Genomic DNA, 22566 nt, shown 5'->3' with positions numbered 1-22566 from the left:
GCCGCCCTGTGACCGAACGGCCTACGGCTCGGTGAGTACCCCGCGCGCACTGCCCATCCCACGCGCACTGTGCGCGCCGATCGGCACGATCATCGGGCCACCGAAGACCGGGTCGGCGACCACCTGTGCGCGCAGGCCGAAGGCGTCGTCGAGGAGTTCGGCGGTGATCACCTCGTCGGGTGCACCATGCCGGACCAGTTGGCCGTCATTCATGACGAACAGCGAATCACTGTAGCGCACAGCGAGATTCAGGTCGTGTAGCACCATGACGACGGTCTTGCCGTGCTCGGTCTTGAGGGAGTGCACGAGGTCGAGGACCTCGAGGGAATGCGCGAGGTCGAGGTAGGTGGTCGGCTCGTCGAGCAGCAGCAGGTCGGTGCCCTGTGCCAGTGCGAGCGCGATCCAGACCCGTTGGCGCTGACCGCCGGAGAGAGCGTCGAGGGTCCGATCGGCGAGGTCGGTCGTCGAGGTCAGTTCCAGGGCCAGTGCGACGGCGGCCTCGTCCTCGGCGGAGGCCTGCTGATACCACTTCTGGTAGGGGTGGCGGCCCCGGCTGACCAGATCCTCGACGGTGAGTCCTTCGGGCGCAACGGGATTCTGCGGCAGGATGCCCAAGGTGCGGGCGACGGTCTTCGGCTTGATCCGGGTGATGTCGGTGCCGTCGAGGCGTACGACGCCCGAGCGGGCCGGCAGCAGCCGCGCCAGACACCGCAGCAGCGTCGATTTGCCGCAGCCGTTGGGGCCGATAATCGTGGTGATCGCCGCGTCGGGGATGTCGACGTCAAGACCGTCGATGACGATGCGGTCGTCGTAGCCGACGACGAGGTCGCGTGCGGAAAGTCGGCTCATACGGTGGCCTTTCGGGAGATCGAGACCATGAGATAGATCAGGAAGGGGCCGCCGAGAGCCGCGGTGACGATGCCCACCGGCAGACCCGACGGCAGTACCGTGCGGCACAGGATGTCACCGCCGACCACGAGAATCGCACCGATCGCCCCGGAAGCGACCGGGGTGGGGATGGCACTGCCGGTCAGGCGCATGGCGATCTGCGGGGCGAGCAGTGCGACGAAGGCGATCGGCCCGGCGGCCGAGACCGCCAGGGCCGCAACGATCACCGCGATCAGCAGGATCGCGCTCGAGACGGCCATCGTCCGCACGCCCAGCGAGCGCGCCAGATCGGTGCCGAGGCTCATCGCGTCGATCTGCCGGGCGAGCACCCCGACGGCGACGACGGCCAGCACAACCGCGATCGCGACCGGCCACACACTTGACCACGAGGTGTTGGCCACCGACCCCACCAGCCACGTCTGGGCACGGCCGACATCGCGGATCTCGGCGCGGGTGAGCAGATAGGAGGTGGCGGCCTGCAGCACCCAGGTGATGCCGACGCCGATGAGCACCAGGCGCAGCGGATTGATGGCGTGGTTGGCTTTCCGTCCGGGCCAGGCGAGCAGATACATCACCACGGCGGTGGCCAGTCCGCCGATGAGGGCCGACGCGGGCACGCCGAGCTGGGCGAGTCCGGCGCCCCACCCGGTTCCGAAGGCGATCGCCGAGACGGCTGCGACGCTGGCTCCGGCGGTGATGCCGAGCATGTCGGGAGTCGCCAACGGGTTTTGGGCGATCAACTGCGTCAACGATCCCGACATGCCGAGCGCGAAGCCGACCAGCACCGACACCAACGCGCGCGGCACGGCGTCGTCGAGGATGACGACGTTCTCGATGCGGGTACCGCCACCGAGCAGGATGCGCATCACGTCGATCGGTGTCACCGGGTAGTCGCTGATGGTGACGCTCATCAGGAACAGGACGAAGGCGATCAGCAGTGAGGTGGTCACCGCGATCACCATGCGCGGACGCCACACCCACGACGTAGGCCCGACGCGCACGATGCGGCGCGAGTCGCGACCCGGGCGGTCGTCGGCGGCCGTCGCGGCGGCGGTGTCGGAACTCATACGCTCGTCAACTTCGTTCGGCGGACCATGGCGATCAGGAACGGCGCCCCGACGAAGGCCAGCACGACGCCGACCTGGATCTCGCCGGGCCGGGCGACGACGCGACCGATGATGTCGCACACCAGTAGCAGTGCGGCGCCGATGAGCGCCGAGTACGGGATGATCCAGCGATAGTCGGCGCCGGTGATCGCGCGCGCGATGTGCGGCACCACCAGACCGAGGAAGACGATGGGTCCGCAGGCAGCGGTCGCCGCTCCGATCAGCAGGGTGATCCCGAGGATGCCGACACCGCGGATCACCAGCACGCGGCTGCCCAGCGCCTTGGTCATGTCGTCGCCGAGGCTCAGGATGTTGAGGAAGAACCCCGACGCCAGCGCCAGCCCCAGACCGATCCCGATGAACGGCAACGCGGCCCAGAAGATGTCGATGCTGCGGCCGGCCGTCGAACCGACGCTCCAGAAACGCCACGCGTCGAGCGATTGGGTATCGCTGAGCACGATCGCCGAGGTGATCGCCACGAGCATCGCCGACAGCCCGGTGCCTGCGAGCACGAGGGTGATCGGACCCGTCCCGGTCAGTGCCGCGATCCCGAAGACGAGGGCCGAGGCGATGATTGCACCGCCGAGCCCGAAAGCCATGTAGGCCAGCGGAGAGGAGATACCGAAGAGATAGACGCCGCCGACGACCGCGCAGGCGGCCCCGGCGTTGACGCCGAGCAGCCCGGGGTCGGCGATGGGGTTGCGGGTGTGGCCCTGGGTGATCGCGCCGGCCGCCCCGATCGCCAGGCCCACGATGAGACCGAGCACGGTACGGGGTACGCGCAGGTCCCAGACGATGCCCGCGGTGTCGGAGGACTTGTCGATCCGTGGCATGTGCAGGTGGATCAGGGCTTGCCAGATCTGCGAGCAGCCTGCGGTGAAGGAATCCCAGGTGGCGGTCAGCGGCATCTCTCTCGTGCCGATCAACACCGAGCCGATGGTGGCGACCACGAGCACCGCGAGGATCAGCAGTAGTCCGGTGAGGCGTCGCACGAAGGGCAACCTTACCTCAGTCGGGGTTGCCGGATTCGATGACGATCTGGCTGCCGTGCGGCAACGATTCTGAGACCTACGTAACGGTTACCTGTGAGAGTGCGATACAAGGGGACGTACGCATTTCGGCGCGGGGGCGTCGTAGGAGTTCGCAGCCTCGGGGTCGTTCTCGGTTTCGGGGCCCGCTCGACGAAGAAGGAGTCGACATGAAGAAGACGATGAAGCGAGCCGTCGCGGCGACGGCGGTTGCGGCCGGTATCGCCGGCGGCACCTTGGCCGCAGCGGGTGAGGCGCAGGCCGCAGGGCCGGGCGATCTGGCCATGCTGGGCGGCGTGAGCTGCGAGTTCAAGCGGTGGGGTCCGAACTGGGATTCCGGACCGCTCTGGCAGATGACCCGGTGGATGGGCGTGAAGAACGTCGGCGGCTCCAACATGACCAACGTCAACGTCACCGAGATCGGCGGGGCCACCAAGCAGGTCCGGATCGCCGGCCAGCCCGCCGGTCTGCTCAAGCCCGGCCAGTTCTACCGCTACGTCGAGACCAAGTGGGCCGGTTGCTGGCCGTCGTCGATCTCCGGCTACACCATCGGCGCGCAGGTGGAGAATCTCGCCAACAACTTTGGCTTCTGGGCCAACGTGCGTCAGATCCCGGCACCGCAGAACTCGCCGGGCCCGCAGAACCTCGCACCGACGATTCAGCAGGGCTGAGCGACAACCACTCTCACGGTCAGCGAGGGGCGAGGCGGATCTCCGTCTCGCCCCTCGCTGTGTGTGCGGCTTCTTCCCAAGGCTTTTCGATCGTCCCCTGGAAATTGCTTGGGGACGAACGAAAAAGTGGGGGAAGAAGATTCTTCCCCCACTTTCGTCAGCCGTGTGTCTCTGGAGTGAGTGTCAGGCCTTCTGAACCCCTGACGGAGTCAGGCCTTCTGAACCTTGTGCGGCTCGGAGGCGGCGAGCATGTCCTCACGCTCGACGACCTTGACGCGTTCGCGGCCCTGTTCGGCGCCCAGGGAACGCTCGTGCTCGTCGAGTCGGTACCAGCCGTCCCAGGTGGTGAACGGGATGCTCTTGGACTCGAGCAGCTCGATGACGGCGTCCTCGGCGGGGTGGGCGGGATCGAGCAGCGCGCCGTTGGTCATGTCCTCGATGATGCAGTCGACGGTCTCGTTGGCGTCGCCCTTGGTGTGTCCGATGAGTCCGACGGGCCCGCGTTTGACCCACCCGGTGGTGTAGAGCCCGGTCAGGTGGGCGCCTTCGTCGAAGACGCGTCCGGCCTCGTTGGGGATGACGCCGGCCTGGCTGTCGAACGGGATCTGCGGCAGGTTGTCCGAGAGGTAGCCGACGGCCCGGTAGACCGCGGTGACGTCCCAATCGGTGAACTTGCCGGTCGGCTTGACGTTGCCGGTGCCGTCGAGCTGGGTGCGCTCGGTGCGCAGGCCGACGACCTTGCCGTCCTCGCCGAGGATCTCGGTGGGGCTTTCGAAGAAGTGCAGGAACAGCTTGTGGATGGCGCCCTGCTTGGGGTCGCGGATCGCGTAGTTCTCGATGATCGTGGCGACCTGGTCGGTGATCTTCGATCCGCGGCGCGCGACGGCGGAGCCCTCGTCGTAGTCGATGTCCTCGGGGTTCACGACGACCTCGATGTTCGGCGAGTGGTCGAGTTCCTTGAGTTCGAGGGGGGTGAACTTTGCCTGGGCGGGTCCGCGACGACCGAAGACGTGGACCTCGAGGGCCTTGTTGTTCTTGAGGCCCTGGTAGACGTTGTCGGGGATCTCGGTGGGCAGTAGTTCGTCGCCGGTCTTGGCGAGTACGCGTGCCACGTCGAGCGCGACGTTGCCGACGCCGATGACGGCGACTTTCTCCTCTTCGAGCGGCCATTCGCGCGGGAAGTCGGGGTGTCCGTCGTACCAGGCGACGAATTGTGCTGCGCCGTAGGAGCGTTCGAGGTCGACGCCGGGGATCTGCAGAGCGCGGTCGTCGGTGGCGCCGGTGGAGAAGATCACCGCGTCGTAGTGCGACTTGAGCTCGTCGAGGGTGATGTCGGTGCCGTAGTCGATGTTGCCGAGCAGGCGGACCTGCGGCTTGTCGAGGACCTTGTGCAGGGCGGTGATGATGCCCTTGATGCGGGGATGGTCGGGTGCGACGCCGTACCGGATGAGGCCGAAGGGCGCGGGCATGCGCTCGTAGAGGTCGATGGACACGCCGCGGTCCTTGGCGGTGTCGGACTTCATCAGGGCGTCGGCGGCGTAGATCCCGGCGGGACCCGCGCCGACGATGGCAACGCGCAGCGGGCGAGCTTGATCGGTCATAGAGTGTCAGTACCTCGGTTCTCGACGGAGATCAGACGCCCGCGGTACGAGGCGGTACGTCGACGCTTATCCCTTCTACGGTAGGCCCTGGCAGCCCGTACCCAAAATCTGCGGTAAGGGTGACCTCACACTGCCCGCACCCGCGTCGGTGCCGACCTCAGCTCGCGTGGCCCGCCGCGTCGGCGATCTGTGCGATCGATTGGTCGGCGATCCAGGGGATGGAGAGCACGGTCGGCACGCCCATCGCGGTCCCGACCTCCTGGTTGATGTAGGTGGTGCGACCACCGGTGACGAACGGCTGGCCGGTCCAGTTGGCGTTCTTGCGGAGTTGGTCGTTGGCACCCTGCCAGTCGAGGACGACGACGACGTCGGCCTGGTTCAGCATGCCGATGTTCTCTGCCGAGATCGAACCGTAGAACCCGCTGGTCACCGCGGACTTCAAGCCCTCGGGGAAGGTCAGCCCGTAGCTTTCCAGAATCTGCTCGCGGCCGTCGCCGGGCCCGAAGATCGAGATGGTGCCGTCCGGCGAGGCGGTCACCGCGACCGCGGTTTTGCCCTTGAGCTGCGGATGCGCTGCGGCCAGGTCGGCGACGTGCTTCTTGGTCGCGTTGATCGTCTCGGTGGCCTTGCGTGGGAGGCCGACGGCCCGCCCGATCTCGGTGGCCTGCACGTCCCACGGCACCTGCCAATCCGGGTAGTTCGCGGGCCGGGTGATGGTAGGGACCGCGGCGGCGAGCTTGTCGTACTGCTCCTTGGTGGGCGCGGCGCCGACGGCGGTGATCAGATCGGGATTCGTGGACAGCGCCTTGGCGATCTCGTTGCCGAATTGCTGTGAGGCCTCGGGTAGCGACACCGGCTCGTTGGAGCCGAGCAGCTTCTCCGTCCATGGGGTCCGGACCTTCGCCGGCGTACCGAACGGGGCCATGGCGACCGGCTGGAAGCCGAGCGCGAGCAGGGTGTCGCCGTCGCCCACCCCCATCGCGGCGACGCGGGTCACCGGAGTGGAGATGGTGGTCGAGCCGTAGTTGTGCTCGATGGTGACCGGCAGCGCTCCGGCCTCGGGCGCAGGTGCACTCGACGCCGCGGAATCCTCGGCGGGAGCGCTACAGCCCGCCAGCGCCACCGCCGCGCTGAGTGCCAGCCCGGCGATCGCGACGCCGGAGCGTCGGCCTCGATGTCGGCGAGCGAATCGGGCCGGTCGGGTGGGCACCATGATGTCTCCTTCGTCGGATTCTGCATCCTTGGATAGCCTCACTTAACCACGTGTGACCGGCGGCACGGCCGGCCGAGGGCGCCCACTTCGTGTCGCGATTGCGTCGATACACTCGCCGACATGGCAAAACGCGCAGCCAAGCGGGCCGAGGCGGATGTCGTCCCCGACGAGCCGGTCACCCCGTCATGGCGCAACGCGTGGCCGTTCTGGGTGGCCCTCGTGGTCGTTGTTCTCGCGGCCGGCGGTATCGCGCTCTCGTACGTGTTCCGTCCGGCGGAGGACCGAGCGAGTGACTCGGCGAAGGTGCAGTACGCGATCAACGATCTCTACACCGCGCGCAACAACGTCGACTACACGGCTTTTCGTGAGCACACCTGTGGTGCCGACCTGAACTCGGCAGGGTTTCCGACGCAGCCTGAGTTCGCGACGCAGAACCGGCAATCACTGGAGACCAACGGGCGGATCGTGATTCCGACGATCAGCGACGTGACGGTGTCCGGTGACCGGGCGACCGCGACGGTACATTGGCACTTCGACAAGAAATCCGACCAGACGCAGACGACCAAGGTTGCCGCGATTCGGGAAGACGGGAACTGGAAGGTGTGCAAGCCATGACGTATGCCGGAGATCTGACTCCTACGCAGGCGTGGGAGAAGCTCGAGCAGAACCCCAAGGCCAAACTCGTCGACTGTCGCACTCGCGCCGAATGGTCATTCGTCGGCGTTCCTGACCTCGAAATCCTTGGCAAGCAACCGCTTTTCATCGAGTGGAACACCTTTCCCCACGGCAGCCCGAACGAGGGATTCATCGCCGAGTTGCGTGACGCGGGAATCGCCGACGACGACGAGGTGATCTTCCTCTGCCGCTCCGGGCATCGCTCGATCGGTGCCGCCGAGGCGGCCACCGCCGACGGTGTCGCCAAGGCGTACAACGTCGTCGACGGCTTCGAGGGGCCGCTCGACGAATTCGATCACCGTGGTTCCAAGGGTTGGCGTGCCCTCGACCTTCCGTGGAGGCAGTCGTGAGCCGAGGTCTGCCGGAGGGGGTTTCGGCCGAGACACTCTCGGTCCGGGGCGGGCTCGATCGGTCGGGTTTCTTCGAGACTTCCGAGGCGCTGTATCTGACGAGTGGTTATGTCTACGACTCGGCCGAGGCCGCCGAGCGTGCGTTCACCGGTGAGGACGAGCGCTTCGTCTACTCGCGGTACGGCAATCCGACCGTCGAGATGTTCCAGGAGCGGCTGCGGCTGATCGAGGGTGCCGAGGCGTGTTTCGCCACCGCCAGCGGGATGGCCGCAGTCTTCGTGTCGTTGGGTGCGCTGCTGAAGGCCGGCGACCGATTGGTCGCCGCACGCAGTCTGTTCGGTTCGTGCTTCGTCGTCGCCAACGAGATCTTGCCCCGGTGGGGAGTGCACACCGACTTCGTCGACGGTGAAGACCTCGAGCAGTGGGAGCAGGCGTTGTCGACGCCAGCCGATGCGGTGTTCTTCGAGACCCCGTCGAATCCGATGCAGAGCCTCGTCGACGTTGCGAAGGTCTCCGAGCTCGCGCACGCTGCAGGAGCAAAGGTGGTGCTGGACAACGTGTTCGCCACCCCGCTACTGCAGCAGGGGCTGGACCTGGGGGCCGATGTCATCGTCTACTCCGGCACCAAGCACATCGACGGCCAGGGGCGGGTGATGGGCGGCGCTGTGCTCGGTACCAAGGAGTACATCGACGGGCCGGTGCAGACCCTGATGCGCCACACCGGACCTGCGCTCTCGCCGTTCAACGCGTGGACCCTCCTCAAGGGACTCGAGACGCTGAAGCTGCGCGTCGACGCCTCGGTGGCCTCGGCGCTGCGGATCGCGGAGTTCCTGGACGCCGACCCGCGCGTGCGGTGGACCAAGTACCCGTTCCTCACCTCGCACCCGCAGTACGAGCTGGCGACCGCGCAGATGTCCGGCGGTGGCACGGTGGTGACCTTCGAACTCAACGATCGCGACGGCATCGACGGCAAGAAGCGTGCCTTCGAGGTCCTCAACGCGCTGCGCGTCATCGACATCTCGAACAACCTCGGTGACTCCAAGTCGCTGATCACGCATCCGGCGACCACCACACATCGGGCCATGGGGCCGGATGGGCGCGCCGCAATCGGGTTGAGCGACTCCGTCGTTCGGCTCTCGGTGGGGCTCGAGGGGATCGATGACCTGCTGACGGATCTGGATCAGGCGCTGGGGTAGCTCGGCGTGGGGGTGTCGTGGGTGGAACTGGTCGGGCGCAATGCGGCGTCCGGCTCGGTGACGGTCTCGGGTGTCCTCAGATCTCTTGGCTCGGATCGCGGAACCGAACTCGACGAGTCCTATCGGTTCTGGCACGCTCCGACCAATCGGTGGCGTATCGAGATCGATGGTGAGCCGGTGTATCTCAGCGGTCGCGACAGATCGCTGGTGCGCATTGATGGCCACATGACGCTGCTGGACGGCGACATCAGGTTGCCGATACTCGGTCGCGGGGTCAGCCCGTTGCAGCTGCTCGGTCAGAACTCATTGCTGCACAGTATGAGTCGTGACGTCGTCGTTCGCGACGAGCCACGAGCATTGGATGTCGGTGACCGTCGCGCCTGGGCGGTGGTGCTGGGGGACCGCTCTGGGAAGAACGGTGAGATTTCCATCGACGGGTCGACCGGGGTGATCGTGCGGCTTTCGATGTCCGGCGGTTCGGGATCGTCGGAAGTCGAGCTCACCGAGCATGCCTCGCTCCCGGACGGACTCTTCGAGTGGGATGGACCGGTCGTCGAAGCGCCTTCACCACGCGGGCGCCGGGCACGACCGGATCCTGGGGTCGAGAGGCAGGAACGATCAGAGGTGTTGCGTGCCTGGGTGACAGCGCTCGATCGTTCGGCAGATGTTCTCTCGCTCATGCAATGTGCGGAATCCGAGGAGGACGCAATCCGGCGACTGGTGTCGGAACTCGGCGTGACGACAGTCGGAGCGCAGGCGATCGCGGCGATGCAGATGTCGAGGTTCCGACCGGATATGGCGGACCAGCTTCGTCGAGCGCTGGCCGACGACGAGAAAAACCGTCGACACTGATTCGCCGAGCCGCCGACGCGCTCCCCGTGGCGCGGGTGGACGGGCGCCCGGAGCATTACACCTCTGACGACGAATGTCGACCAGCGGGGGAAGGCGCCCATCCGGTGGTCGAGGTGTCGAGGAGCGCCAGCGACGAGCCTCGAGAACTGTTGTGCTGAGCGGCTTCTGGTCCATGGTGGTTCGGTTCTAGCTCTGCTGCAGGTGGTCTCGAGGCTCGCCGCACGCGGCTCGCACCTCGACCATCGGGGGGACCGTTCCCATCCCGGTGGTCGAGGTGCCGAGGAGCGCTAGCGACGAGCCTCGAGACCCCTTGTGTCGAAAGGCTTCCGGGCCACGGGCACGACACCTCGACCATCGGGTGGTGATTTCTCTATGGAGTTCTCAAACAACAGATGCGGTCCCGGCGATGCCGGGTGCGGGAAATCAGGTAGTGGGGCAGGGTAGGTCAGGCTGCGGCGTCGTCGAGTCGCATAGTGCGTCGGTGATACGACGGCACTGGTCGTCGTTGCGGGTCGATGCTGGCGGGTGGGATCAGCCAGGGGTGTCGGTCGAAGCCCATGATGATGTCCCAGCCGTGGTGGTGGACATCGTCATGACAGCTGGTGCACAGGAGGCATCCGTTGTCCAGGTCGGTGGGACCACCATCGGCCCAGTGCCGCACGTGGTGTCCCTGGCAGCGTCCGGCGTGGGCACCGCATTTGATACAACCACGATCCCGCACCACCAACGCTTTGCGTTGGCCAGGGGTGAACAAGCGCTCTTTGAGTCCGACGTCGAGGGGTACACCGTCGGAATTGAGAATGATCTTGGTGATCGTGGTGTCACACGACAGCATTTTTGCGGTGGCTTCGGTGATCGGACCCATGTTCTGCAGGTCCCCGCCGAGCCCGGGGTTGTCCGCCGACCACGTCCACAACAACCCGTTGGTCGGTTTCGCCGAGAAGGTGGTGTCCGCTAGTCCTTGTGCCGCCAACTCCACGATCGTTTCGAACGCGGCGGCGCAGATCTGCTCAGGCGTGCGCGGATCGGGGGACCCATCAGGTTGAGGCTTGGGCGCCGACAGGGTTTCCATCAGGGTGCGGGTTTTCTCGCCGGCGATGATGTCGAGGTTCGCTGAGATCTCCAGCCGGCCGTCGTCGGTGATGCGGTCGGTGTAGGAGTTGATGTTCTTGTCCTCGGCGGCAGGTAACCCGCCCGGTGTGTCGGCCGCCAATTCGTTTCCGAGTTGCCGCGCGTAGAGGTTGATCTCGGCGGGGGTGAATCCGGCGAAGCAGTGCGACAGCAGTTTCCGCAGGTATTCACACCGTTGGACGGTGTCCAAAGGTTCGGGGGAGCGGGTGTCGATGTGGCCCAGCCCGCGGACGATGGCGTCGGTGTGCTCCGACGAGATGGAGCCGTCAGCGGCATGCGCGAGCAAGAGTTCCACATCGGTGGTGGCCGAGATCCGCACATATCGACCTGCGACCGAGGGCGCGAAGCCCATGCTGATCAACAATTCTCGAAGTCGGGTGGTTTTGTGGTCGGCCACCTCTAACCGATCCAGTTCGCCGGTGAGCGACGTGGCGTGGTGATCGACCAGATTGCGCAACAGTAGGACTTGTTTCATGGCGCCGAAGGCTTGGGGTCCGGTCATGTCGGGATTCCATTGCAGGTCGCTGAGTTGGGTGACGATGGTGGCGAAGATTGCTTCGGCGTCAACGGTTTGCGCGTCAAGGACTGTAGTGGATTCGATCATGGGCCCCTCCTCGGTGGCTGATCGGTGTGATGGGTCCAGTGTACCTCGCCAGGGTGTTCGATGCAAGGGGTATTTTGGTCAATTCTGCTTGTGGACAACGTGTTTCGGCGATGCTTTTCTGTCGGCGGGGTGTGGTAGGGGCGCGGTTTTTGCTGTAGTCGATGGATGTGGTTGCGATACCTGTCATCTCGCCGGGTCTCGAGGCCCGGCGCCTGGGGCGCCGTGCACCTCGACCATCGATGGGGAGGGGATGACTCGGGTACGGGGGGTTGTGCGTATGGATCATCGATGGGGAGGGGATGCTCGGGTACGGGGGTGGTGCGTATGGACCGTCGATGGGGAGGGGATGCTCGAGTACGGGGTTGTGCGCCTGGATCATCGATGGGGAGGGGTTGCTCGGGTACGGGGGTGGTGCGCATGGAACCGTCGATGGGGAGGGCTGCTCGAGTGCGGGGGCCTGGATCGTCGATGGGGCGGGTATGTCCAGGTACGGGGGTGCGCCTGGGCCACCGATGGGGAAGGTTACTCGAGCAAGCCTCGACCGCCGGGGGAGGAGGCCTGCTGATCAGCGGTTGTCGATTCCCAACGCCCGCAATACCGTCAGCAGTTTGTCGGTGGTCTCGGCGAGTTCGGCTTCGGGATCGGAGTCGGCGACGATGCCGCCGCCGGCCCACGTGCGAAAGGTTTGTCGGTCGGCGTCGAGTTCGAGGCAACGGATGGTGACCATCCACTCGCCGTCGCCGTGTGCGTCGGCCCAGCCGACGGCGCCGGCGTAGAGTCCACGGGGTTCCTCGTGATCCCGGATGAACTGTGCCGCAGCGTCGGTCGGTGTTCCGCACACCGCGGGGGTGGGGCTCAGGGCGAGGGCCAGGTCGAGCGCGCCGACATCCGGATCGGTGAGCCGGGCGCGAATCGGTGTGGCCAGATGCCACATCTCGCCGGTGGAAAGCAACTGAGGTCGGGTCGCGACAGAGAGTTCGTCGCTGATCGGCGCCAACCGTTCACGCAGATGCTCGACGACAAACGCGTGCTCGCGATGATCCTTGTCCGACGCGGCGAGTTTCTCCCGGGCTTCGCGATCGGCTTCCGGGTCCGACGAGCGAGGAGCCGAACCGGCATACGGATGACAGGTGACCTCGCGGCCGCTCTTGTGCAGCAACAACTCCGGGCTCGCGCCGAGCAGCCACGAGTGGCCGGTGTCGACCACGAACGCATTGCGTTCGGAATTGCCGTGCGCCAGCGCCTCGAGGAGCTCGCCGATCTCGACCGGTGAATCAAGCACCGCACCAACGGTTCTCGCGAGCACCACCTTGTCGAGGTCGCCGGCATCGATGGCGGCCACCGCCCGGCGCACCCGCTCCCGATGTGTGGCGGCGTTGGGGATCTCGACGAAGTGGGTCAGTGAATGACGGAGGGGGGCGCGCCCACCGAGCGCCTGTTCCCGATGCAATCGCTCGGGTGCGAACAGCGCGGCCGGATCGGCGGGGTCGAACGGGAGTGCGCCGACCACCGACGCCACCGCACCGGATCGCAGTGCCTCGGCGGCGTCGGAGACCGCGGTGAACCGTCGCGCAACGCCCTCGGCCCGAACCGCTCCGTGCGGACGCGACAACACGAACGGGGCAGGCCCCGTTCCCTCATCTCCCACAGGTTCGCCGCTCACCCGACCAACCTAGCGCCGGACGGCGCCGGGATTTCGCCCACGCTGAGTGAAAATTGACACCCTCGGACGTGATAGGTCACCCTTGGTGCAGGTCATGAGTGCCAGTGACAAGCCCCGGCTCGCTGGTCGGCAACCCTCCTCCGCGGTGGGGTGCTCCGGGTGACGACCTGGCCGTGTACCACCCGGACACGGCAAGCGTGGATTCCCGAGGAGATTTTTCGATGACTGCTGTCGCCACCCCCGCATCGGTCGCCGCCACCGTGTGCGCAGATCCGTCGTCCTGCGAGCCGCTGGCCGAGGTCGTCGGCGCAGGACAGCCGGTGCCGCTCGCCGACGGGAACGAGGTGGCCTACGCCAATCTCGACTATGCGGCGAGCGCCCCCGCCCTGACCGCGGTCGCCGACGCCGTCGCCGCGTCGCTGCACCAGTACGCGAGTGTCCACCGCGGTGCCGGCCATCTGTCCCAGGTCACCACCCGTCGCTACGAGCAGTGCCGGGAGACGGTGCGGCGCTTCGTGCGTGGGCGTGCCGACGACACCGTCGTGTTCACCCGCAACACCACCGACGCGATCAATCTGGCGGCCCACTGCACCCCCGGCGACGTTGTGGTCTTCGACATCGAGCACCACGCCAACCTCCTGCCGTGGGTCTCGCGCGACTCCGGGACGGCCCGCATCGTGACCGCGCGTCCGGGTATCGAGGACACCCTCGTCGCGCTCGAATGCGAACTGGCCGCGGCTCCCGCGGCATTGCTCGCGGTGACCGCGGCCTCCAACGTCACCGGCGAGGTCCTGCCGATCGGTCGCCTCGCCGCCATCGCGCACCGACACGGCGCGCGCATCCTCGTCGACGCAGCCCAACTCGTCGCCCACCGGCCGGTGTCGATGGTCAGCCACGGTATCGACTACCTGGTGTTCTCCGGTCACAAGGTCTACGCGCCGTTCGGGGCGGGAGTGCTCATCGGACGAACGGACTGGCTCGACGCCGCCGACCCGTATCTCGCCGGCGGTGGCGCCTCGGCGCAGGTGAGCGTCGTCGACGGGCCCGACGAGAACTGCGCGGCCACTGCCTGGCACACCGGTGCCGCGCGGCATGAAGCAGGGTCTCCGAATGTGTTGGGCGCCATCGCCATCGCCGCGGCCTGCGAGGCGATCACCGAGATCGGCTTCGAGGCGATCGGCCTGCACGAACACGAATTGCGTTGCCGTCTCGATGACGGTCTCGCGCGGATCGACGGCGTCGAGGCACTCCGCATCTTCGACGACATCACCGATCGCGTCGGGATCGCCGGGTTCGGCGTCGACGGCATTGCACCGCGCGCCGTCGCCGAATATCTCAGCGACGAACACGGCATCGGCGTGCGCGACGGAAAGTTCTGCGCCCACCCGATCCTCACTCGCCTCGGCCACCCCGACGGCGCCGTGCGCGCGAGCTTCGGCCTCGGCACCGGGGCCGCCGACATCGACCGCTTGATCGACGCTCTGGCACAACTCATCTCGACCTCACCCGGAGGGAACCCGGCATGACCATCGAACTCGATCGCATCAGCATCGGACGGCCGTCGCTGCGCGTCGCGCTCGCCGACGACGTTCCCGCCGAGCCGTCGGCCATCGTCGTCCGTCGACCCACGCTGCGTGACGCCCAGCGGGCCCGCTCGCTGCTGCGGGCCGGTACCCGCGACACCGCGAACTTCTCCGTCGCACTCGAGGTGGAGGTGGCGATCGCGCCCAGCGCCGCGTCGGCGCGGGCGGCGGTCGCACACATTCCGGACGAGATCAACGGCGGCACCGTCCGCTATGTGGGTACGCCGAGCGGTCTGGTGACCCTCATCCGCGACATCTACGCGGCCGAGGTCGCCGACGCGGTGATCCTGGTGCCACTCGACGGTTCGGCGACGAGTCACCGCGTGCGCGAGCTGGTGTTGCCGTCGTTCGCGGAGCGACGCGCGGCCTGACATCCCGGCGACCAGTCGTGCTCAGGCCTCGCCGCGCTCCCACTGCTCAACGAGTTCGGTCTGCGCCTCGTCGGTCAGCAGGCCGTACAGCTTGAGTCGGGCCATCCCGCCGTCGGGGTAGACGTCGATGCGCGCCTCGGTCATCGGCCGGTCGAGGTCGATGACGAACCGGTGCCGGGTGTCGGGCTGTAAGTCGGTGCGGCCCAACACCTCGAACCACTCGCCGTCCTCGCCGTCGCGGCCGCGGACCATTGCCGCGCCGGGCGCGTTGCCCAGGAAGTAGCTGGTGTCGAGTTCGACGAGGCTCACCCGGCCCTGTCCGGCCAGGCGTACCTGCACCCAGTCGTTGCCGTCGTCGCGCCGACGCGAGGTCTCCCAGCCCTCGCCCATGTGCCGTGCACGGCCGGGCATGAGCAGGTTGTTGGGCGAGCTGTAGAACATGTTGGAGCAGGCCGTGATCAGGCCACCGTTCTCCAACGCGGCCAGGTCGAAATGGCCGTAACGGAAGAAGTGCGGGTTGGGTACGCCGCGCCCATGGACCCGGAATCGGGCCACACCGCCGTCGGGATGCATCGTCAGACGCACGTGGGTGAAGCGATCCTTCGCGTCGACCCGGAACGGGTTGCGGGTGTCGCCGTCGACGGGGCTCTTCTCGACGATGGTGACCCACTCGGTGTCGGTCAGCAGTTCGTCGACGGAGACGACGCCCTCCTTGGCGGCGGCCTCGACGGAGATGAACGGCGGATAGTTGCCCTTGAACCACGCCGTGTCGACGACGACGCCGTAGATGACACCCGGCGCGCCGAGCCGCACGATCGCCTGATCGACTCCCGCTTCTCGACGCCGTCGCGTCTCCCAGCCGTCGTAGATCTGTCCCTTGTGGCCGAACGTCGCGGGCTGATACTGCGCCGGGGGGGTCTTGATCAGGTTCTGCGCCTCGGCGAAGAGGTCGTCGTTGGTCCACACGACGGCGCCGCCCAGGTCCCGTAAGGCCAGGTCAGGCATGGAAGTGAAGTGTGGACGGCTACCCGATGACGTCGGTGGGGGTACAGGGGTCACGACCGTCGATCCTAATGGGATTTGCCATGACGACGAACTCGAGCGCATACTTGCGGCCGTCAACTACATGCACTCAGCAACTAGTTGTACGCGGCAAGGAAATCGGACATCCTCACCGATCGGGGAATCGGCATGCTCGACGATCGCGACATCGATCAGCTCTTCGACGCACTCGCGCGCTACATCCGTATCCGCGACCGCGCGGTCCACACGACCTTCCGCACGCCCGACGGTGAGTTCGAGACGGCGGCCTTCAAAGGCCTGTTCCATCTGGTCAAACGCCCGATGCGCTCACGAGAGCTGGCCGCGGAACTCGGCGCCGATCCGTCGACGGTCAGCAGACACGTCAGTCAGCTCGTCGATCTCGGGCTGATCCGGCGCGAAGCCGACCCGCACGACGGACGCGCGACGCTGCTCGTCGTCACCGACGCCGGACGTGAACGCGTCGAGTCGATGCGGTCGGGGCGCCGCACGGCGGTGAACTCCACCATGAGCGAGTGGTCGTCCGACGAGCTGGCGACGTTGGTGACGCTTCTCACCCGCTTCGTTGATGCCACCGAGACCCTGGTGCCGCCGGCGTGCGAACGTCGGCCATCCGAGACGGCACCGTCGTCCGAATCCCCACGTATCCCCCCAGCCCCTACGACCTCGAGGACCCCATGACCAACGACAACGTCACCGCCTCGGCGGTGAGCCCCCCGGAGGAGCACGCCGGAGCGGGACTCTCGCACCGGCAGATCCTGACAGTTCTGGCCGGTCTGATGCTCGGCATGTTCCTCGCGGCACTCGACCAGACGATCGTCTCGACCGCGATCCGCACGATCGCTGACGATCTGCAGGGCTACGACATGCAGGCGTGGGTCACCACCGCCTACCTGGTGACCTCGACCATCGTCACACCGCTCTACGGCAAGCTCTCCGATCTCTACGGACGTAAGCCGTTCTTCCTGCTGGCCATCTCGATCTTCGTGATCGGTTCGCTGGCCTGCAGCATGGCGACCTCGATGTACGAGCTCGCCGCGTTCCGCGCCTTCCAGGGCATCGGTGCCGGCGGCCTGTTCACCTTGGCGCTGACCACCATCGGTGACATCGTCCCGCCCCGCGAACGCGCCAAGTACCAGGGCTACTTCCTGGCCGTATTCGGCACCTCCAGCGTGCTGGGACCGGTGCTCGGCGGACTGTTCGCCGGCCAGTCCTCGATCCTCTGGGTCTCCGGCTGGCGCTGGGTGTTCCTGGTCAATGTGCCGATCGGCATCCTGGCCCTCATCGTGGTCTACAAGGTGCTCAATTACGACCAGAACAAGGGCATCGGCGGCCGCACCGACTACTGGGGTGCCACCGCGCTCGCGGTGACCGTCGCGCCGCTGCTGATCGTCGCCGAACAGGGTCGCGAGTGGGGATGGCTGTCGGGCTGGTCCTGGCTGTGTTACATCGTCGGCGCCGTGGGGCTCGCGGTGTTCGTGCTCATCGAGCACCTGATGGGTGAAGACGCGTTGATCCCGTTGCGCGTCTTCAAGAATCGCGTCTTCGCGCAGGGCATCGTCGTCTCGATGATCGTCGGTGCGGTGATGTTCGGCGGCATCTCGATGCTGCCGCAGTACTTCCAGGTGCTGCGCGGGTCGAGCCCGATGGTCGCCGGCCTGCAGATGCTGCCGATGGTGCTCGGGCTGATGACCGGGTCGGTGCTCTCGGGTCAGCTGATCTCGCGGACCGGGCGGTACAAGATCTTCACCATCGTGGGCTCGATCCTGATCACGGTGATGATGTTCCTGTTGCACACCGTCGGACTGTCGACACCGGTGTGGCTGGTGATGATCTACGCGTTCTTCCTCGGCTTCGGACTCGGCAACCTCATGCAGCCCATCACCCTGGCCATGCAGAACATCCTGCCGCCCAAGGACATGGGACTGTCGACGGGTACCGCGACCTTCTTCCGGCAGATCGGTGCGACGCTCGGTGTGGCCGTGTTCTTCTCCATGCTGTTCAGCCTGATGGGCCCCAACATCAAGGACGAGATGGTTGCCGCGGCGGCGGCACCGCAGTACCGCACCGCGGTGATGACCGCCGCGTCGAGTCCGGACCCGCAGGTCAGCGGATTCGCCAAGGGCCTCATCAGCGCGTCGCAGAATCCCGGTGGCGGTGGCGGCTCGGCATCGGAGAGCGTGATGTCGGATACCTCGGTGATCAGCAAGCTCCCCACCGAACTGGCCCAGCCGATCAAGCAGGGCTTCGCCAACTCGATGGACCGGGTGTTCCTGACGGTTTCGATCATCTCGCTGCTCGCGATCATCGGCACCCTCACATGGAAGGAATTGCCGCTGCGCAAGGGCAAGCCGCTCGGCGACCCGGAATCCACCGGCCCGGGGCTGTAGATACCGGCATCACGAAAACGGCGCCCGCCCCCGCGATCGGGGGACGGGCGCCGTTTCTCGTATTCGCCTGACCGCGGTCAGCCGCGTGAGGGCTCGTTGGCCTCGTGCGGCTGCTTCGCGAGACGTTCGATGGCCTCCTGGGCCACCTTCTCCGCCTCGGCCGTACCGACCCAGCCACCCGGGTTCACGTGCTTGCCGGGCTCGAGGTCCTTGTAGTGCTCGAAGAAGTGCGCGATGGCCTTGAGCTCGTACTCGGGGACGTCACCGACGTCCTGGATGTGATCCCAGCGCACGTCCTTGGCCGGGACGCACAGCAGCTTGTCGTCGCCGCCGGCCTCGTCGGTCATGGTGTACATGCCGACGATCCGGGCACGCACGATCACCCCGGGGTACACCGACTCCGGCAGCAGGACCAGGGCGTCGAGCGGGTCGCCGTCCTCGCCGAGGGTGTTGTCGATGTAGCCGTAATCGGCGGGGTAGCCGAACGCGGTGTAGAGGTAGCGGTCGAGATAGATCTTGCCCGTCTCGTGGTCCACCTCGTACTTGTTGCGGCTTCCCTTGGGGATCTCGATGGTCACATCGAATTCCACGCGTCCTCCTTGATCGTGGCACTGTCGTTGGGGTGAGCGCGGCCGCCGCTGCCCGAAACGCCTGATGCAGGTATCGGCTCATCGTGCGAGTCGGCGGCGCGAATCGCCTCAACGATACTGTTAGGGCCACACGAAGGAACGTCGAGACCCGGAGGTTGTGTGGGTGCACATCACGGAAGCGCTGCGGTGAACCGGCCGCGGACGCGTCGTCGGCGCCTCATCTGGTCGTTGCTCTCGGTCGTTCTGGTCGCGGTCATCGCGGTCGGCGGGGTGTTCACCTACCTGCAGCTGACCAAGCCCGACCCGCTTCCGCCGGGCACCCCCGGCCGGCCGGCCCCGATCGCCTTCACACCCGCCATCGACCCGGTGTCGGCGACCGCGACCGAACCGACCGCGGCCGGCGTCCGGCGAGCCATCGCCGCGTCGCTCAAGGCGCCCGCACTGGGCACCCTCACCGGCCAGATCAGTGACGCGCTGACCGGAACCGTGCTGTGGTCGCAGGGCGCCGATGAGCCGCGCACCCCGGCGTCGAACGCGAAGATCCTCACCGCGGCGGCGGTCCTGCTCGCGCTGCCCCACGATCAGCGCATCACCACCACCGTGCTTGCCGGGCCCGACGGGCAGATCATCCTCAAGGGCGCAGGCGACCCGACGCTCAGCGCCCAGCCGCCCGGCACCGACACCTTCTACACCAATCCCGCCCGGATCTCGCAGCTCGCCGACCAGATCAAGAACGCCGGGATCGACGTGCGGTCGGTGGCCGTCGATGTCAGCGCGTTCACCGGACCGTCGATGGACCCGACGTGGGATCGCGCCGACATCGCCGGCGGCGACATCACCCCGATCCAGCCACTCATGGTCGACGGCGGTCGCACCGCGCGTCCGCTCGACGAGTACTCGCCGCGCGTCGCCGATCCGGCCATCACCGCCGGCAAGGCGCTCGCCACGGCCCTCGGGGTGTCGACCGACGTCACCGAGACGACCGCGCCGGCGGGTGCGCAGACCCTCGCGAAGGTGTCCTCGGCCCCGCTGCTCACCCGCGTCGACGACATGAACCGCTTCTCCGACAACGTGATGGCCGAGGCGCTGTCCATCGAGTTGTCGGTGTCCCAGGGGGGTCCGGCCACCCTGTCCGGCGGTGCCGCAGCGGTGGTGAAAACTTTGCGGGACAACGGTTTCGACACCTCCGGGGTGACGCTGCACGATTCGTCGGGGCTGTCGTATCAGAACAAGATCCCGGCCGCGTTCCTCGACACCCTGATGGGCGCCATCAGTGGTCCCGATGATTCGAACAGCCCCAACGGTGCCCGTAACGCGAAACTGCGTCCGATCCTCGAGGGTCTGCCGATCGCCGGTGGCACCGGGACCCTCGCCGATCGCTTCGACGAACCGGATAACCCGGGAGCGGGCTGGGTGCGAGCCAAGACCGGAACTCTGACCGGCGTCAGTTCGTTGACCGGCATAGTGCAAACCGTCGATGGGCGGGTGTTGTCGTTCGCGTTGATGTCGGGGGGAACCTCCCCGGCCGACGCCCGCCCGGCACTCGACGCCATCCCCGGCGACCTGAGGGAGTGCGGATGTCGATAGATCACGCAGAACACGATCTGGAGTCGGTGGGCGCCAGGATCGATTGGGATCTCGCGTCGACGGTGGGCAAGAAGCTCTCGCGCCCCGGACCGAAGATGACCGACTACACGCGGATGGCCGCCCGAGTCGAGCTCGCCGACGCCGCGGTGCGCGCCGAGGCACCGGTTCGCGAGGTCACCGGTCTGGCCGACGGGCTCGCCGTGCCCGCGGCCCGCGTGCTCGAACGCGACGAATGGATCGACGCCGCAGGACAATCGATGCGATCGATGCTCTCGGGGCCCGGTGACGCCGACGCCTCGCCCGGGCTGAGCGGGCGCATCGGCGGACTGCAGGCCTCGGGTCTGCTGGCCTTCCTCTCCACCGCGATCCTCGGACAGTACGACCCATTCTCGCCGCCGAAGGAGTCGGCGTCGGGGACCGCCGACGACCCGGGTGTGTTGATGCTGGTGCTACCCAACATCGTCGGCGTCGAGCGGACCCTGAAGGTGGTGCCGTCGGACTTCCGGCTCTGGGTGTGCCTGCACGAGGTGACCCACCGGGTGCAGTTCTCGGCCAACCCGTGGCTGCGGCAGTACATGCTCGACAACATCGAGGTCCTCACCTCCGACGCCGGCGAGTCGATCTCCGACGTCGTCGAACGCATCACCGGCGCACTCAAGGGCGGCAAGCCGCGGGAGAAGGGCGTGATCGGTGCGATGCAGTTGTTGCAGACGCCCGAACAGTACGACGCCTTCAATCGGATGCTGATGCTCGGCACCCTGCTCGAGGGTCACGCCGATCACGTGATGGATGCCGTCGGGCCCGCGCAGGTGCCCACCGTGGCGTCGATCCGTGCGGCCTTCGACAAGCGGCGCACCGGACCGAGAAATCCGGTGCAACGCATCATCCGTGCCCTCATCGGTATGGATGCCAAACTGGCCCAATACATTCGGGGTAAGGCCTTCGTCGACGAGGTGGTCTCGACGGTGGGTATGGAGCGTTTCAACGCGATCTGGACCTCGCCGGAGACGATGCCGCTGCCCGCCGAGATCGACGAACCGGCGAAATGGATAGCGCGGGTGCTCTGACCCGGGCGGTCGAGCGATTCGCCGCCGACCACCTCGACGGACACCGGCAGGTCTGCGTAGGACTCTCCGGCGGCCCGGATTCGCTGGCGCTGACCGCGGCCGCCGTGCGCGCCGGGTTCAAGGTCCGTGCGCTCGTCGTCGACCACCGGCTCCAGCGCGGTTCGGCGCACGTCGCCGACGCCGCGGCCGAGGCGGCGCGCGGGCTCGGTGCCCGCGCGCAGGTGATCGAGGTGAGCGTCGGTACCGCGGGCGGGATGGAGGCGGCGGCCCGGGCCGCCCGCTACGACGCGCTCGAGGAAGCCCGGGACGGATGCCCGGTGCTGCTCGGCCACACCGCCGACGATCAGGCCGAGACCGTTCTGCTCGGACTGGCACGTGGCTCGGGTGCCCGCTCGATCGCCGGGATGCGGGCGTGGTCGGCGCCATGGGGGCGGCCATTCCTGGGTATCCGGCGTGCGCAGACCGTCGGTGCCTGCACCGAACTCGGGTTGGCTCCGCATGCCGACGCGCACAACCGTGATCCCCGGTTCACCCGGGTGCGTCTGCGTTCGGAGGTTCTGCCGCTGCTCGACGACGTCCTGCACGGCGGTGTCGTGGAGGCGTTGTGCCGCACGGCCGATGCGTTACGCGCCGACACCGACGCGCTCGACGCGCTCGCCGAGGAACATCACCGTGTCGCCCGCACGGCCGAGGGCCTGGCGATCGCGCCGGTACGCGATCTCGCCACGGCGTTGCGCACGCGGGTGATCCGGCGGTGGCTGCTCGACGTCGGGGCCACCGAGCCGACGAGCCGGGTGATCGGTGCCGTGGACGCGTTGGTCGTCGACTGGCACGGTCAGGGCGGCGTTGCCGTCGGCGGCGATGGCGGGTCCCGACGTGAGGTCGCCCGGGTCGGCGACGTGCTCACGGTGCGGGACTCACCGCGCTGACGTCGCCGGACCCGGGCGTGCGGGGTTGGA

General features: G+C 67.1%; 21 protein-coding genes and 1 riboswitch. Of the genes, 12 read left to right on the top strand and 9 right to left on the bottom strand.

Translation table 11 applies throughout. The annotated features are described in order from the left end of the window. Positions 1 to 21: 21 nt before the first annotated feature. The 3 genes from J6U32_RS25865 to J6U32_RS25855 are packed head-to-tail and all read right to left on the bottom strand — an operon-like array spanning position 22 to position 2986. Positions 22 to 849: an ABC transporter ATP-binding protein gene (locus J6U32_RS25865; RefSeq protein WP_208792769.1), complete on the bottom strand. Its 828-nt coding sequence runs from the start codon at positions 847 to 849 to the stop codon at positions 22 to 24. Then, positions 846 to 1955 (bottom strand): FecCD family ABC transporter permease, encoded by a 1110-nt coding sequence (locus J6U32_RS25860; RefSeq protein ID WP_208792768.1) that lies wholly within the window; start codon positions 1953 to 1955, stop codon positions 846 to 848. Before J6U32_RS25860 ends, J6U32_RS25865 begins: the two co-directional genes overlap by 4 nt. Further along, positions 1952 to 2986 carry a FecCD family ABC transporter permease gene (locus J6U32_RS25855; protein WP_208792767.1) on the bottom strand — a complete coding sequence of 345 codons (1035 nt, stop codon included), beginning with the start codon at positions 2984 to 2986 and terminating at the stop codon, positions 1952 to 1954. The genes J6U32_RS25860 and J6U32_RS25855 overlap by 4 nt, the downstream gene beginning before the upstream one ends. Positions 2987 to 3192: 206 nt before the next feature. Here J6U32_RS25855 and J6U32_RS25850 point away from each other — a divergent pair, with 206 nt between their 5' ends. After that, positions 3193 to 3693 carry a hypothetical protein gene (locus tag J6U32_RS25850; RefSeq protein WP_079930862.1) on the top strand — a complete coding sequence of 167 codons (501 nt, stop codon included), beginning with the start codon at positions 3193 to 3195 and terminating at the stop codon, positions 3691 to 3693. Between the two features lie 209 nt (positions 3694 to 3902). On the opposite strand, the gene J6U32_RS25845 is transcribed toward J6U32_RS25850, so the two are convergent. Both J6U32_RS25845 and J6U32_RS25840 read right to left on the bottom strand, forming a co-directional pair. Next, positions 3903 to 5294 carry an FAD-dependent oxidoreductase gene (locus tag J6U32_RS25845; RefSeq protein WP_208792766.1) on the bottom strand — a complete coding sequence of 464 codons (1392 nt, stop codon included), beginning with the start codon at positions 5292 to 5294 and terminating at the stop codon, positions 3903 to 3905. Between the two features lie 157 nt (positions 5295 to 5451). Beyond that, positions 5452 to 6507, bottom strand: a complete 1056-nt coding sequence (locus J6U32_RS25840; RefSeq protein ID WP_208792765.1) for an ABC transporter substrate-binding protein — start codon at positions 6505 to 6507, stop codon at positions 5452 to 5454. Positions 6508 to 6627: 120 nt separating this feature from the next. Here J6U32_RS25840 and J6U32_RS25835 point away from each other — a divergent pair, with 120 nt between their 5' ends. The 4 genes from J6U32_RS25835 to J6U32_RS25820 are packed head-to-tail and all read left to right on the top strand — an operon-like array spanning position 6628 to position 9580. Beyond that, a complete protein-coding gene (locus J6U32_RS25835) occupies positions 6628 to 7122 on the top strand; it encodes an Rv0361 family membrane protein (protein ID WP_208792764.1) in 495 nt (164 codons plus the stop codon). Beyond that, a complete protein-coding gene (locus J6U32_RS25830) occupies positions 7119 to 7532 on the top strand; it encodes a rhodanese-like domain-containing protein (RefSeq protein WP_208792763.1) in 414 nt (137 codons plus the stop codon). Before J6U32_RS25835 ends, J6U32_RS25830 begins: the two co-directional genes overlap by 4 nt. Further along, positions 7529 to 8728 (top strand): O-succinylhomoserine sulfhydrylase, encoded by a 1200-nt coding sequence (locus J6U32_RS25825; RefSeq protein ID WP_208792762.1) that lies wholly within the window; start codon positions 7529 to 7531, stop codon positions 8726 to 8728. Before J6U32_RS25830 ends, J6U32_RS25825 begins: the two co-directional genes overlap by 4 nt. A gap of 21 nt (positions 8729 to 8749) precedes the next feature. Continuing rightward, positions 8750 to 9580, top strand: a complete 831-nt coding sequence (locus tag J6U32_RS25820; RefSeq protein WP_244332374.1) for a hypothetical protein — start codon at positions 8750 to 8752, stop codon at positions 9578 to 9580. A 445-nt stretch (positions 9581 to 10025) separates the two neighbouring features. Here J6U32_RS25820 and J6U32_RS25815 read toward each other — a convergent pair whose 3' ends face one another. Both J6U32_RS25815 and J6U32_RS25810 read right to left on the bottom strand, forming a co-directional pair. Then, on the bottom strand, positions 10026 to 11315 hold the full coding sequence (locus J6U32_RS25815) for an HNH endonuclease (RefSeq protein ID WP_208792760.1): 1290 nt from the start codon (positions 11313 to 11315) through the stop codon (positions 10026 to 10028). A gap of 565 nt (positions 11316 to 11880) precedes the next feature. After that, positions 11881 to 12978: an isochorismate synthase gene (locus tag J6U32_RS25810; protein WP_208792759.1), complete on the bottom strand. Its 1098-nt coding sequence runs from the start codon at positions 12976 to 12978 to the stop codon at positions 11881 to 11883. A 90-nt stretch (positions 12979 to 13068) separates the two neighbouring features. Beyond that, a riboswitch (SAM riboswitch) is annotated at positions 13069 to 13182 on the top strand. Between the two features lie 17 nt (positions 13183 to 13199). Between J6U32_RS25810 and J6U32_RS25805 the strand changes: the two genes are divergently transcribed. Further along, a complete protein-coding gene (locus J6U32_RS25805; RefSeq protein ID WP_208792758.1) occupies positions 13200 to 14504 on the top strand; it encodes an aminotransferase class V-fold PLP-dependent enzyme in 1305 nt (434 codons plus the stop codon). Then, positions 14501 to 14932, top strand: coding sequence for a hypothetical protein (locus J6U32_RS25800; protein WP_208792757.1), 432 nt, complete (start codon positions 14501 to 14503; stop codon positions 14930 to 14932). Before J6U32_RS25805 ends, J6U32_RS25800 begins: the two co-directional genes overlap by 4 nt. 21 nt (positions 14933 to 14953) lie before the next feature. On the opposite strand, the gene alc is transcribed toward J6U32_RS25800, so the two are convergent. Then, entirely contained in the window at positions 14954 to 15937 is a 984-nt protein-coding gene (gene alc, locus J6U32_RS25795; protein ID WP_006371917.1) for an allantoicase, read from the bottom strand. Between the two features lie 186 nt (positions 15938 to 16123). Here alc and J6U32_RS25790 point away from each other — a divergent pair, with 186 nt between their 5' ends. Both J6U32_RS25790 and J6U32_RS25785 read left to right on the top strand, forming a co-directional pair. Continuing rightward, positions 16124 to 16654, top strand: a complete 531-nt coding sequence (locus tag J6U32_RS25790) for a MarR family winged helix-turn-helix transcriptional regulator (RefSeq protein ID WP_208792755.1) — start codon at positions 16124 to 16126, stop codon at positions 16652 to 16654. Next, positions 16651 to 18363: an MDR family MFS transporter gene (locus J6U32_RS25785; protein WP_208792754.1), complete on the top strand. Its 1713-nt coding sequence runs from the start codon at positions 16651 to 16653 to the stop codon at positions 18361 to 18363. The genes J6U32_RS25790 and J6U32_RS25785 overlap by 4 nt, the downstream gene beginning before the upstream one ends. Positions 18364 to 18440: 77 nt before the next feature. Here the strand turns inward: J6U32_RS25785 and J6U32_RS25780 are convergent, their stop codons facing one another. Continuing rightward, positions 18441 to 18953, bottom strand: a complete 513-nt coding sequence (locus J6U32_RS25780) for an inorganic diphosphatase (protein WP_208792753.1) — start codon at positions 18951 to 18953, stop codon at positions 18441 to 18443. Positions 18954 to 19112: 159 nt separating this feature from the next. Here J6U32_RS25780 and dacB point away from each other — a divergent pair, with 159 nt between their 5' ends. From dacB to tilS, 3 genes are read left to right on the top strand one after another with little or no spacing between them, the layout of a single operon-like run. Continuing rightward, a complete protein-coding gene (dacB, locus tag J6U32_RS25775; protein ID WP_208792752.1) occupies positions 19113 to 20540 on the top strand; it encodes a D-alanyl-D-alanine carboxypeptidase/D-alanyl-D-alanine endopeptidase in 1428 nt (475 codons plus the stop codon). Beyond that, entirely contained in the window at positions 20531 to 21607 is a 1077-nt protein-coding gene (locus J6U32_RS25770; RefSeq protein WP_208792751.1) for a zinc-dependent metalloprotease, read from the top strand. The genes dacB and J6U32_RS25770 overlap by 10 nt, the downstream gene beginning before the upstream one ends. Then, positions 21586 to 22536, top strand: coding sequence for a tRNA lysidine(34) synthetase TilS (gene tilS, locus J6U32_RS25765; RefSeq protein WP_208792750.1), 951 nt, complete (start codon positions 21586 to 21588; stop codon positions 22534 to 22536). The genes J6U32_RS25770 and tilS overlap by 22 nt, the downstream gene beginning before the upstream one ends. Positions 22537 to 22566 lie beyond the last annotated feature (30 nt).

The organism is Gordonia polyisoprenivorans (genome assembly GCF_017654315.1).
GTDB lineage: Bacteria > Actinomycetota > Actinomycetes > Mycobacteriales > Mycobacteriaceae > Gordonia > Gordonia polyisoprenivorans_A.
This window is presented reverse-complemented; position numbering and strand designations above follow the sequence as displayed.